This is a genomic window from Leptospira saintgironsiae, assembly GCF_002811765.1.
GTDB lineage: Bacteria > Spirochaetota > Leptospiria > Leptospirales > Leptospiraceae > Leptospira_B > Leptospira_B saintgironsiae.
The window spans coordinates 905,742-918,277 of the sequence record NZ_NPDR01000001.1; the positions used below are offsets into that span (position 1 = coordinate 905,742).

The 12,536-nt window shown below is 40.5% G+C and carries 13 protein-coding genes and 1 tRNA gene; 9 read left to right on the plus strand and 5 right to left on the minus strand.

The features are described 5' to 3' along the window. Nucleotides 1–61: 61 nt before the first annotated feature. Nucleotides 62–2,182, minus strand: a complete 2,121-nt coding sequence (gene fusA / locus CH362_RS04225; protein ID WP_100709058.1) for an elongation factor G — start codon at nucleotides 2,180–2,182, stop codon at nucleotides 62–64. 259 nt (nucleotides 2,183–2,441) lie between these two features. On the opposite strand from fusA, the gene CH362_RS04230 reads away from it, so the two are divergent. Then, the gene (locus CH362_RS04230) at nucleotides 2,442–4,010 is read left to right on the plus strand and encodes a TrkH family potassium uptake protein (RefSeq protein ID WP_100709059.1); all 1,569 of its coding nucleotides are present in this window, start codon (nucleotides 2,442–2,444) and stop codon (nucleotides 4,008–4,010) included. A 9-nt stretch (nucleotides 4,011–4,019) separates the two neighbouring features. Here the strand turns inward: CH362_RS04230 and CH362_RS19230 are convergent, their stop codons facing one another. Further along, nucleotides 4,020–4,190: a hypothetical protein gene (locus tag CH362_RS19230; protein ID WP_165780211.1), complete on the minus strand. Its 171-nt coding sequence runs from the start codon at nucleotides 4,188–4,190 to the stop codon at nucleotides 4,020–4,022. A gap of 223 nt (nucleotides 4,191–4,413) precedes the next feature. On the opposite strand from CH362_RS19230, the gene CH362_RS04235 reads away from it, so the two are divergent. From CH362_RS04235 to CH362_RS04250, 4 genes are all read left to right on the plus strand, one after another. Next, nucleotides 4,414–5,313, plus strand: a complete 900-nt coding sequence (locus tag CH362_RS04235) for a decaprenyl-phosphate phosphoribosyltransferase (protein ID WP_100709060.1) — start codon at nucleotides 4,414–4,416, stop codon at nucleotides 5,311–5,313. Nucleotides 5,314–5,331: 18 nt separating this feature from the next. Continuing rightward, nucleotides 5,332–5,847 carry a redoxin family protein gene (locus CH362_RS04240; protein WP_100709061.1) on the plus strand — a complete coding sequence of 172 codons (516 nt, stop codon included), beginning with the start codon at nucleotides 5,332–5,334 and terminating at the stop codon, nucleotides 5,845–5,847. Between the two features lie 71 nt (nucleotides 5,848–5,918). Then, complete coding sequence (locus CH362_RS04245; RefSeq protein WP_100709062.1) at nucleotides 5,919–6,689, plus strand: hypothetical protein; 771 nt, start codon at nucleotides 5,919–5,921, stop codon at nucleotides 6,687–6,689. Between the two features lie 75 nt (nucleotides 6,690–6,764). Further along, the gene (locus tag CH362_RS04250) at nucleotides 6,765–7,418 is read left to right on the plus strand and encodes a DsbA family oxidoreductase (protein WP_100709063.1); all 654 of its coding nucleotides are present in this window, start codon (nucleotides 6,765–6,767) and stop codon (nucleotides 7,416–7,418) included. Here the strand turns inward: CH362_RS04250 and CH362_RS04255 are convergent. Further along, nucleotides 7,415–8,302: a hypothetical protein gene (locus tag CH362_RS04255; RefSeq protein WP_100709064.1), complete on the minus strand. Its 888-nt coding sequence runs from the start codon at nucleotides 8,300–8,302 to the stop codon at nucleotides 7,415–7,417. The genes CH362_RS04250 and CH362_RS04255 overlap by 4 nt on opposite strands. Before the next feature lie 158 nt (nucleotides 8,303–8,460). Here CH362_RS04255 and CH362_RS04260 point away from each other — a divergent pair, with 158 nt between their 5' ends. Continuing rightward, entirely contained in the window at nucleotides 8,461–9,024 is a 564-nt protein-coding gene (locus tag CH362_RS04260; RefSeq protein ID WP_100709065.1) for a polyhydroxyalkanoate synthesis regulator DNA-binding domain-containing protein, read from the plus strand. Nucleotides 9,025–9,091: 67 nt separating this feature from the next. Beyond that, entirely contained in the window at nucleotides 9,092–9,970 is an 879-nt protein-coding gene (locus tag CH362_RS04265; protein WP_100709066.1) for a HEAT repeat domain-containing protein, read from the plus strand. Nucleotides 9,971–10,063: 93 nt separating this feature from the next. On the opposite strand, the gene CH362_RS04270 is transcribed toward CH362_RS04265, so the two are convergent. Beyond that, nucleotides 10,064–10,137: transfer RNA gene (locus CH362_RS04270), tRNA-Val, on the minus strand. 327 nt (nucleotides 10,138–10,464) lie between these two features. Between CH362_RS04270 and CH362_RS04275 the strand changes: the two genes are divergently transcribed. Further along, nucleotides 10,465–11,316: a metal-dependent hydrolase gene (locus CH362_RS04275; RefSeq protein ID WP_100709067.1), complete on the plus strand. Its 852-nt coding sequence runs from the start codon at nucleotides 10,465–10,467 to the stop codon at nucleotides 11,314–11,316. 10 nt (nucleotides 11,317–11,326) lie between these two features. Continuing rightward, the gene (locus CH362_RS04280; RefSeq protein ID WP_100709068.1) at nucleotides 11,327–12,172 is read left to right on the plus strand and encodes a metal-dependent hydrolase; all 846 of its coding nucleotides are present in this window, start codon (nucleotides 11,327–11,329) and stop codon (nucleotides 12,170–12,172) included. Nucleotides 12,173–12,239: 67 nt separating this feature from the next. On the opposite strand, the gene CH362_RS04285 is transcribed toward CH362_RS04280, so the two are convergent. After that, a complete protein-coding gene (locus tag CH362_RS04285; RefSeq protein ID WP_100709069.1) occupies nucleotides 12,240–12,536 on the minus strand; it encodes a YciI family protein in 297 nt (98 codons plus the stop codon).

The following is a 12,536-nucleotide window of genomic DNA, read 5'->3' on the forward strand; positions in this document are numbered from 1 at the left end:
CAAAAAGAAAAGGGAGCCGGATTGGCTCCCTTTTTTCCAAAAAGAAAGAGTTGGCTTAAGATCAATCTTCGTCTTTGGAGTTTGGTTTGTACTTTTTCATCAATTCTTCTGCTACGTTTCTTGGAACAGGAGCGTAACGAGAGAATTCCATGGAGAACTCCGCTTTTCCTTGGGTAGAAGAACGGATCACAGTAGAATATCCGAACATGTCAGAAAGAGGAACTTCAGCTTCCACTTTGCAATATCCGTCTTGCTCAGTAGTGTTTAGGATCATTCCTCGTCTTTGGTTCAGGGAAGCAAGGATTGGACCTTGGAATTCCGCAGGACCGTCAACTTCTACTCTCATGATAGGCTCAAGGATCTGAGGATTTGCTTTGCTGAAACCTTGGCGGAATGCATAGCGTCCTGCGATCTGGAATGCCATATCGGAAGAGTCCACGTCGTGGTAAGAACCGTCGTTGATGGTCAGTTTTACCCCGATGATAGGGAATCCGATCATACTTCCACGATCCAAACAACTCTTGAATCCTTTATCTACAGAAGAGATAAATTCGCGAGGGATTGCTCCTCCCACTACACTGTTTACGAATTCGTAATTCTTATCTTCTTCCAATGGGATCGGCTCGATAAATCCTGCAACACGACCGAACTGACCTTGACCACCCGTTTGTTTTTTGTGAGTATAGTCGAAGTCCGCGCGAGCAGTGATAGTTTCACGATACGCAACCTGAGGAGCACCAGTAATCAGCTCCACTCCGTATTCCCTTCTCATCCTTTCGATATAAACTTCGAGGTGAAGTTCTCCCATCCCTTTGATGATGGTTTGTCCGGATTCTTGGTCTACGTGAGTTTGGAACGTAGGATCTTCCTTGGTGAAGCGGTTAAGGGCTTTTGCAAGGTTGTTCAAGTGTTTAGATTCTTTAGCTTCGATTGTAAGAGAGATTACCGGAGCAGGAACGAACATGGATTCCATGGAAACGTTCATTTTTCCGTCGGTAAAAGTATCCCCGGAAGCACAATCGATACCGAATAATGCGATGATATCACCAGCTTCTGCATAGTCGATATCTTCCATCTCATCTGAGTGCATACGACATAGACGACCAACGTTATGTTTCTTGTTGTTCGACATGTTGTAGATGGTCATCCCTTTTTGGATCTTTCCTTGGTAGACACGAACATAGGTCAACTGACCGTAACGTCCGTCCTCGAGTTTGAATGCGAGGCAAACGAGTGGTTTGTCTTTATCAGAAGGTAATACTACTTTTTCGGATTCGTTTTTAACGTCCAAAGCGGAGTTAACAACGTCCACAGGAGAAGCCAGGTAATCCAAAACTCCATCCAGAAGTTTTTGAACTCCCTTGTTCTTGAAAGCAGAACCCATGAAAACTGGGGTCAGTTTCAAAGAGATCGCTCCATTGCGGATCCCGGTTTTGATTTGCTCTACTGTAGGTTCTCCTTCCAGCATAGCTTCAGTCAATTCGTCTGAGAACATAGAAGCTGCATCTAAGAGTTCTTCTCTCTTCTTCTTAGCAAGTTCTTGTAATTCCGCAGGAATCTCTTTTTCAGTGATTTCCATTCCGTCTTTTCCTTCGAAATAAACGGCTTTCATCGTAACTAAGTCTACGATTCCTGCTAAGTCTCCTTCGAGGCCGATTGGAATTTGAACTGGAACAGCATTATGTTTTAACTTCTCACGTAATTGGTCGATCACGCGGAAAGGATTCGCTCCTGTACGGTCTAGCTTATTAATAAAAGCTACACGAGGAACATTATAACGGCGCATCTGTCTGTCCACAGTGATGGACTGGGATTGAACTCCGGAAACTCCGCAAAGTACTAAGATAGCGGAATCCAGAACCCGTAAGGAGCGCTCTACCTCAACGGTAAAGTCCACGTGGCCCGGAGTATCAATGATATTGATAGTATAGTCTTTCCACTGGCAGTAAGTAGCAGCGGATTGGATGGTAATTCCTCTCTCGCGCTCCAATTCCATACTGTCCATTTTCGCACCGACTCCATCTTTACCACGAACTTCGTGGATCGCATGGATACGGTTAGTATAGAATAGAATCCTCTCGGTCAGGGTGGTTTTCCCTGAATCGATATGGGCGGAAATTCCGATGTTCCTAGTTTTTAGGAGTTTTTCGGTAGGTTTGAAGTCCGCAACTGCAGTGCTCATTAGAGTCCTCTTTAAAAGTTCACACGGAAAATCTTATTAAACCCTTAAACTGGGTAGAATAGGAACTTTACGTGGATACTAATCTGACTGGGTTCCCTAGGTAAAGGAACCCTAATTCTTACCAATTTTCGGAAAGGACCTCGTTTGTAAAGATCCTTTCCAAGAACAGATTGCAGGTTTGCTTCCCGGACAAGGAAATTCATTGCCCGGGTTTGCCAGGGTCAAAATAGTTTCAGGAAAGGGCATTTTGCCCTTATACATGGGCTCATTTAAGTTCCTCAAACGAAACGTAAACCGAATTGCCAGGGCATTTTTGCTATTATCCGTAGCAAGGATCCTTTGCTTAGCATTTGCAGGAGCGATCTTGGTTGGGTCCTTTATGATCTATGCTTCGGAAGAAGGTAGGATCTCTTACGCGGATTCATTCTATCTTTCCGCCTCGGCCATCTGTGTAACAGGTTTGACCACTGTTACAATCAGTGAGTTAGCATTCTCCACCCAAGTAATCATCATGTTCTTATTCCAGATTGGTGGATTGGGAATTATCACATTTACAGTGCTTGTAGGTATCTTAGTAGTTCGAGGACTTTCCAGAAGTACTCGGATCGCTGCATTTGTATTCGAAGCAATTGATTCCCACGAATCAACAGACGGAAAGAGTACGAATGCCCCTTATGTTCGAAGGATCTTATTATCTATTTTGAATATATCGATTTCGATAGAATTGGTCGGCGCATTCTTATTGTATTGGGCAATGCCAGAAGATCTAAGTGGATTGCCTGGAGATCCAAATCGGCTCTTTTTAAGTTTATTCACTTCTGTTTCTGCATTCAATAACGCAGGCTTCTCGATTGTAGATGATCTATCATTCTTATCTAAAGAGCCACTTTCTCTTTTGGTGGTAGAAAGTTTAGTAGTTATGGGAGGTATAGGCTTCCCGGTTATCTTATTTTTTGAAAAAACATTACTCGAAGCGTTTAGAAATGTGATGCATAGGGTAGAAGTGGTCATGGAAACTTATCTCATGTCCCGTGCATTAGAAGAAGGTAAAGAACCTTCCTGGATCTATCTCATCCTGATCCGTATGTCTTTCTGGGCAGAAGAAAGACTCGCTCTTTATAGAAAGGCGCTCAAAGGCGAAGCAAACAGGATACAGATGAAACTTCTACTTTATGGAACTATAATATTGGTCCATGTGGGTGGAATTGGGGTATTATTGTCAGAATGGGACAATCCTGAGACAATCGGAAAATTGGACTTTGTAGATAAATTATTTAACTCCTTCTTCCTTTCGGTATCTTCTAGAACTGCAGGATTTAATACGTTCGATCTTTCTGAAATGAGGAGTCCGACTTACGTACTTCTTTGTTCTTTGATGTTCGTAGGGGGTGGTCCTCAGGGTGCCGCAGGTGGTATCAAGATCACAACCTTTGTAATTCTATTAATGTACTTGCGAAATGTGATCAGTCCTCAAGCAAGAGTGACCATCATGGGAGAAGAAGTTTCCAAAAATTCGATCGCGATCTCTACTCGGATCTATTTTCTAGCAACGATATCTATCGTATTTTTTATGTTAGTGATCACGATTGCGAACGGGCATAGACATGGAATAGAGGAAATATTTTTTGAAGTCATGTCTGCATTTGGTACTGTAGGATTAACGAAAGGATTAACTCCCTATATCACTGGAGTAGAAAAGTTTTTATATCCTTGTATTATGTATGTGGGAAGAGTTGGGGTATTCACTCTTCTAATTGCATTTACTGGCCATTCCGGATTGGGAACCCTAGGCGCCCAGGACGATGGAGTCAAGATCCAAGTAGGATAATTGCTCTTTTTAAGAAAATTGGTGAGCCTCTGCCAATTTGAAGTAATAGATATAACGATCCAGTTTTAGATCATGAACTACTGAAATGAGTTCGAAACCTATTGCTCCTAAAGGATCGAATGCATCTTGGATCAAAGGATCCTTACTTTCCACGATCTTGTATGTGATTTTCCTGTTCATAATGGAAAATTAATAAGCTAACAATGAGTAATCGTAAAGCTTAAAATTAAAATAAGAAGATTCTGATTTTAATCCTTTCAGACTAGTTTTTTGTTTTTGTCTCTTGTGGAATATCCTTCCAAATCCTGAGAAATCTCCTTCCATTTTAGAGCCAAAATTCCCTTGCAAGCCTTCTATTTCAGATCAATCTGGCCCCTAAAGCGAACTGATTTCTGGAGAGAGAATGTTATTTTCCTATATAAAACTTTTAAGACCCCACCAATGGATTAAAAATATCATCCTATTTGCTGGGATCATATTCGGTAAAAAATTAGGAGACCTAGAATCGGTAGAAAGAGCGATTTACGCGTTTTTTCTATTTTCACTTACCGCAAGTTGCCAATATGTTCTAAATGATTTTCTGGATAGAAAAGAAGATGCACTTCATCCGGAAAAAAAGCATAGGCCTCTAGCTTCAGGAGCAATCTCTCCAACTATAGCACTTCTACTGACAGCGGTTTTACTTTCTGTAACCCTGCTGTTTTCCTTCAAACTACAGGCAGATTTCTTTTACTGGGTTGTCGGCTATCTCATCTTCAATATAGTTTATAGCCGCTTCTTAAAACATATGGTCATCTTAGATGTGATGAGCATTTCTTTTGGATTCGTAGTGAGAGCAATCGCTGGTTCTATCGTAGTTGGAGTAAGTTTCTCTTCTTGGCTTCTTCTCTGCACATTCATGTTAGCTCTTTATTGGGGATTTGGAAAAAGAAGGGGAGAGCTTATCATCTTGGAAGAAGGAGCCAAAGGCCACAGAAAGATCTTAGAAGAATATTCTGTTAACTTCTTAGACTTGATGATGGGAATTGTTGCCACAATGACCTTGGTTACTTACGTTATGTATGTTACCAGCACCCATACCATTGAAAATTTGGGCACAGATAAAATGGTGTATACGATCCCGATCGTAGTCTATGCGATCTTTAGATCTTTGTACATAATCTATATCAAGAACATGGGCCATAATCCTACTAAGGCTATTTTAACTGATTGGGGTGTCCTTGTGGCGGGATTTTTATGGCTTTTGTTAGTTGTTTGGATAATGTATTCAGGTTCCGGACAAAGTCTTCCTTTTCAATTATAGTCTAGGTCTAACTAAGGCATGAACAAAAGAGTCAAGTCAGGATTTCAGTATGGAGGAGCATTGGCTCTTCTACTTTCCGCGACTTTTTTTCTAGCCTGGTTTAGAGCCTTGGATACAGAACCTGTAGTGAGTCTGGATGGTAAAGAATTCAGAACTCCTATAGGTGAAAAGGCGAATATAAAAGGTAAGACCACAGTAGTATATTTTTGGGCAACCTGGTGCGGAGTTTGTAATACGAATCTTCCTTTGGTCAAGTGGTATGCATCCACACTCAAAGATGAAAACCATTATGCATTCATCAGTGTAGAAGAAGGAGAAAATTCTTCCGCTCTCAAAGACTATCTCGAAAAACAAGCTGTTGATTTTCCTGTGATTGTAGGAAATCCAATGTTGCTCAGAGATTGGGGAATCAGAGGTTATCCTAGTTTTTATATTTTAGATGGAGAAGGGAAGGTAAGATTCGCAGAATCCGGAATTATGAGTCCTTTAGGCATGTTTCTAAGGCTAATCTGGGCAAGAATTTTATGGTCCTGATCGTCTTAAAACTAGTCGGTCTTTCTTCTCATTTTTGAATTTATTACCTCCAATTTCCGATAATCATTCCGATGGACTCGTACAAACCGAAACCACTTCTAAACAAATCGGAACTGAAACAGATCAAACGTTCCAGGACTCGGGTTCACGGCCAAAAAGTAATTACAGACGACGTTAAAAAGTTAAAATCGCTTAGCGTCACACCTGATTTACCTGAAGAAGAATTAGTAAATTATTATAAAGAACCAATCTGGATAGAATATTATATTCCAAGAGAATCCAGATTTGCCTACGAGATCAAATATCTTTACGTTTATCTTGTAAACTCTGAAGCAAGACCTTCTCCAATGGATTCTATCCTAAGAGAAGCTGTGAAAAATGATCAATTTGTGGATCTTGTGGATATAGCAAGGCTTCATCCTGAAAAAGAAAAACTGATCAGGACTTCTTATACAAACTCTTGGCCATTTTTCGAATCTATTTCTAACGGATTCAAACAATACCAACAGACCAAAGATCCGTACTACTTAAGAGTTCCTCTTTATCATACTGAAAATCTAATGAAAAGAGAACCTTCTCTCTCTACTTTAGAGTTCACGGGAAACTTTTTTATCCATAATCTGAACTGGCTTATCCGCAGAATGAATAGAGGCGGAAAAGAATTCTCTTTAGAAGATGAGACAATCTCAGTTCTGATCAAAAGAAGAAACGAATACTGGGAGAAAAAAAATCTACCGGCTGACGAGGACTTCGATCTATTTGCGGCGTTATTCTATGAGCAGGCATTTCCAAATCGTGGTTTGGAAGAAATAGAAGCAGCAGAACTTTTGGACGAAGATTAATTCATCCTCTTCTCCACAAAAAAAAGAATGCGATTTTAAGACTCCCTGTAAGTCTAAGAATTACAGGAGAAGGCATTGGAAACTAGTATCTCAATTTATTCGGACGTAGTTTGTCCTTGGTGTTATATAGGTAAAAAAAGATTAGAGAAAGCAATCGAGTCTTGGGAATCTAATCATCCGGAAGACAAGATTGTCGTCGAGTGGAAACCATTTCAATTAAATCCTGATCTTCCTGCACAGGGAGAAGATAGAGAAGCTCATATGGTCAGCAAATTCGGTTCTTTGGATCGAGTAAAAATGATGACACAAAGAGTTTCCGATATCGCAAAAGAAGATGGATTAGAGTTTGCTAATATTCTTCAAGGCCATCAGCCGAATACTTTCCTTCTACATGCTCTCATTCGTAAGGCCAGAAAATATGGAAAAGAAGGAGAGCTCGCAGAAGTATTCTTCCAAAAGTTTTTCTCAGAAGGAAAAAATCTTTCTGATGATTCTATTATCCAAGAAAGCCTAACTCAAGTTGGAGTCCCAATATCTGAATTAGAAGAAGTTCGCAAGGATCCTTCTCTTCTTACCCAAATAGAAACGGAAGAGAATGAAGGTAAAATGCTGGGAGTAACTGGAGTGCCTTTTTATATATTTAATGAGAAGTATGCGGTTTCAGGCGCACAACCAGTAGATCTATTCTTACAGGTTTTTGATAAATTACAATCAGAGGCTGGTGCTTAAGCGGAGATCTCAGTCCCTCTATTTGCTCCTTCTCCCATCCATAAAAATAAACGGCGGATCCTGTATAAATAGGCAGCTTCCGCTCTTTCTAACATTCCGTCTGGAACATTCGGAAACTCGTATTCTCTGATATTTCTGGGACTTCCTGACCAATCGATTGCTTGGAAAAATGAATCCTTAGGAGGAGAGGCAAGCGCCAGTCTATCCCTTAAAAAAAGAAGAAGGTCCTTTGGCTCAAAAAACGCCTTTGCAATATCCTTCAAACCCGTAGCCAAATTTTGGTACACATTTTCTTTATTAAAATCTATCAAACAAAAGCTAAGAGGAAAATAAGGTGTTCCTAAAAGTCCTTTCATTTTAGGGACAAGTTCTCTTATTGAAAAAGATTCAGAGTCCAGGACCAGAACTCCAGGTTTGGTTTCTTTTAACATATTAGGAAGTCCTAATATATCCTTACACCAATGTGCGTTTGACCCGCAGGCTCTAAGAAGAGATCTGTACTTGGAAAAAAGATCGGGGCTTTGGGTGAGTACTACCATCTCAGGATGTAGCGGTTTTGAAAACTTAAAGAATGGAAATTCTTCCAGCGGAAAAGAATTCAGATCATAGATTCGAGTCGCTCCGGCTCTTACGAAGGAATTCTTTTCTTCAGAATCAAATCTTCCGATCAAAGAAACTTCTCTAGACCAATCATGAGCCGAGCGGATATCTTCTGGACTTGCATCCTTTTTCCAAACTAGAACTTCTTTAGTGGAAGAGGGAAACCCAGAACTTCGTACCCATTCTAGATGATCTATACCTTTCCACTTTAACAAAGCGACTAGGAAGTCTTGTTCATCAGAGCTGAGTCGGTGCAGAAGTAAGACATCGGATAGTAAGTTCATCTCTTTGCAAAGGAAGGGTTTTTTCCTTGACCTTGGGGATTTTCATCCGATCCTAGAATTGGTGCATTGCGGAAAACCCGCAACTAGAAAGGGGAATCGGAAAGAAAAACAAGTTTGCAGGCTTGTCCTGAAAGCGTTGATTACGAGCAAAACCAAGAATGAAAGTTCTGAAAAGATACGCAAACAGAAGGTTGTACGATCCCGAAACCAGCAAAACGATTACTCTAGAAGATGTCGCCGAGATGATCATCGCGGGCGAAGAGATTAAAGTGATCGATAATATGAGCGGTCAGGACATCACTCCTAAAATCCTAGGCCAGACCTTTCTTAAAGTAAGTTTGGGTCAAAGAAACGAAGAATTTTCCAATTACATGCTTTCCGCCCTGATCCGAGAAACGGGCAAAGATATCAGCGCATTATTCGGCCGTTTGGTCCTGGGAGGGATAGGTCTTGCCTATCTAACCAAGGAAAAAATGGATAGGATCCTACAGAGTATGGTGGCTTTGGGCGAACTTCGACTGGAAGAAGTTAAAAGTTACCGAGAAGACCTACTCACCCATTTGGCCCAAAGAGCCAGCGAAAACAGCGAACAGATCCAGGAAGACCTCAAAAAAGTGGGTCGAGAATTGGAAGAAGGCGGCGAAAAGGAATTGGCTGTCGAGGATCTATCGGAGAAAATTCGCAAGATTGCGGAAAGAGTCAAGGAATCCGAGCCCCTTTGAGGGATTTGCGGCTTTCTAAAGTTAAGATCGACCTTACCAAATCCGATAAACAACATAGGGGGAACCCATGTCGACCGTAAGAATCCTAGTCCTCGGAATCATATTATCACTGACTACTCAGATTTCCGCAAAGGAACAAATCTATGAGAAGTTGGACCAATTATTTTATGACCAAGTCAAAAAATTGGAAAGCGGCAACCTAGAAGAAAGGATCCAGGCTGCGGATTATTTAAAATTCGTAAGTAGCAAACTGGCTGTCCGTCCTCTTCTGAAGGCGTTAAAGGGAAATGTAAATGTTCCTAAGTCGGAAGAAAATTCCCCTACCTTAAAGTTCACAATTGCGCAAGCATTGGGAGCGATGGAGTCCGATATCGCCGGACCTGGAATGTTGGAAGAATTTAAAAAGATTTCTGCTACCGTTCAGGAAGGTGATTATCCTTCATTCAGTTCACCTGAAGGTTATAATCTGGTGATCGCTGCCGGAGAAATTATCCGAAATGTGGGACTTCTTCCTTATACAAAGGAAAATCAAGAAGCGATCGTAAACGCTTTAAACCATCCGAATTTTTATGTAAGAGCTTCCGCAGCGGACGGGTTGAAAAATCTAAATCGCAAGGATGTACTCTCTCAATTGAATTCAGCGATTGATAAGGAAAAAAATCCTTTTGCGAAAGTTGCAATCCTAAACGCGATTGTATTCATCAATCGGATTGCGAACCAAAAGTTCTATGATATGTGTGCCTTCTTAAAAGACGAATCTCCTTTAGTTCGATATAGAACATCAATTGCGGTAGGAGAAGTGGATCTAAAAGCGGGAGAATATTCTCTTAGAGAAGCGTTACTCGTTGAGCATGATAAAATGGTAAGAGAGCAGATCAAAAAGGACCTGGCAAGTGTGACAGGATTCAAGATGCCTGCGAATCTTCCTCTTTTCTTGAAAGATTAATGCTTTCTTAAAGTGTTAAGATGGAAAAGCCTCCGAATTCGGAGGCTTTTTTGTTTTTAAGGGGTTATAAGAAGAAGGGTATGAATAAAACCCTGGGAGATACTGGGATCGAACCAGTGACCTCTACCATGTCAAGGTAGCGCTCTAACCAGCTGAGCTAATCCCCCGGTAATAGTCAGTATTTAGGTCCAAAGCTCAGCGTAAAGCCTTTGTTGTTTCCAATGCTTCCAAGAAGAAGTTTCCATCCTCTCTAAAAGAAAGCTCCTCTGTGCATTTTTATAAAAAGAAGAAGGTCCACTGATTCTAAAATTTACCGCTTTGATCGCCGGTTTTTCATAAAACGAGTGTTATAAAAAGAGCTTTCTGGAAGAAATTTCCTAGTTTTTCTGGCCGATTTCGAAATCGGCGAGGGTTTTCCGGGATCGGCGGGCAGATCCGTTTGCAAAGGTTTATAGTAAGCCTCACGAAACCCGAAAAAAACAGGGGGGATGGAAATGTCAGTGAAGGCAGAAAAAAAAGAACGGAATATTAAGCCGATCAACGGCGAGTCTCCAAGCGTTCGTAAGATGGACTTCGAAGGGTTGGACCAATTATCAGATTATTACGTGGCAGGGAATTCTTTCCTGACCCATACGGTAAATGCGTACCATGTGATCTTTCCAGAAGGAGAAAGATTTTTTATTAAGAGCGTAAAAGCTTTCGCGGATCAAGTGAAGGATCCTGCATTACAAAATAGTATTAAAGGTTTTATCGGACAAGAAGTACAACACGGAAAAGAGCATGAAAAAGCCCTTGAGATGTTGGAAAAACAAGGACGTCCAGTTTCTAAAATCCTGAATTTTTATAATAAGACTGCTTACGGATTCTTCTGGCCTGTTTTAGAATTTATCTTTGGTAAAAAGTTGAAACTTGCGGTGACTGCAGGTTTGGAACATTATACTGCATCTTTGGGAGAAGTTACCTTAAGATTCGGACTTCATGAACAAGCAGAAGGAGAAATGAGAAATTTACTTCTTTGGCATGCATGTGAAGAGATAGAGCATAAATCTGTTGCGTATGATGTTCTTCAAACAGTTTCTAAAAATTATATCTTAAGAACTTTCGGGTTTATCGTAGCTTCCATTATGTTTTGGGGATATGCATTCACTCTTCAGCATATGTTTATATTTGCTGATCCTAAGATTGGATTCAAAAGATATTTTTCAGATCTTATCTCTGCTCGTTCTTACGCTAGGTTGATCGTTATAGAAGTCGGAAAATTGGCTTTATTATATTTCAAACCTGGTTTCCATCCGAATCAAACAGGCGGTTACGATCTCGCAAACGCTGCATTAGCAACTATTTAAGGAGAATACAATGAGTACCCAAACTAAGAATAAAAATCTAAAATCAATAGATGCAAATTCTCCTACGGTTCGTAAGATGAATTTCGAAGGTCTGGAAAATTTACCGGACCACTATATCGCAAATAATTCATTCATGACCCACACTGTGAATGCGTATCATATTCTATTTCCGGAAGGAGAAAGATTTTTTATCAAAAGTGTAAAAGCTTTTGCTGATCAAGTGAAAGATCCTGGTCTTTCTTCCAGAGTGAAATCTTTTATCGGACAAGAAGTTCAACACGGAAAAGAGCATGAAAAGATCCTAGAAATTTTGAAAGGCCAAGGAAGACCTATCACTCTTATGGAGAAGGTTTATAAATGGACTGCTTTTAGCTTTTTCTTACCAGTATTCGAATTTTTCTTTGGTAAAAAATTGAAACTCGCGGTGACTGCAGGTTTAGAACATTATACAGCTAGTATGGCTGAAATTTCAATCCGCCATAATTTCCATGATGATGCGTATGGCGAAATGAGAAGCTTACTTCTTTGGCATGCTTGCGAAGAGATAGAGCATAAATCAGTTGCTTACGATGTTCTTCAAACAGTTTCTAAAAGTCATTTCTTAAGAATTATGGGATTCATCGTAGCATCCTTCATGTTCTGGGGATATGCTTTAAGTCTGCAACATTGGTTCCTTTTAACTGATAAGAAAGTAGGATTCCGCAAATATTTCCAAGACATGAAGTCTGCCCGCAAGATCGGAAGGATCTTATATCCTCAACTTTTTAGTGCGGCACTTCTATATTTCAAAAAAGATTTTCATCCTGACCAAACTGGCGGATACGAGCTTGCGAATGCAGCTCTGATAACAATCTAGCACCCATCCAATCACTTTGCTCCCCGCTTCCCGTGCTCCGAAAGGGGTCGGGAGGCGGTTTTTTTCTTCAGCCTTCTAACCAACTCTTTAGGAATGTCTGGTGTTTTACCGGATGGAACTCAGTGAATTTATAATTTGCGTAGCCTAATTTCGCAAACGGATCTTCTTTCATTAATTCGCTGATCTTTTCTAAGGAGATCGACTTTGCGATGATCTTTCCGCCATTTCTCGGTTCTTTAGGTCCGGACAGAAGAAAGGTCCCAACATCATACAAGGTTTGTAAAAACTCTCTATGAGCAGGGACCGCTTGGTCTAATTTTTCGAGGGGTACTAAATATTCTAATTCGATCAGGAAAAATTTCAT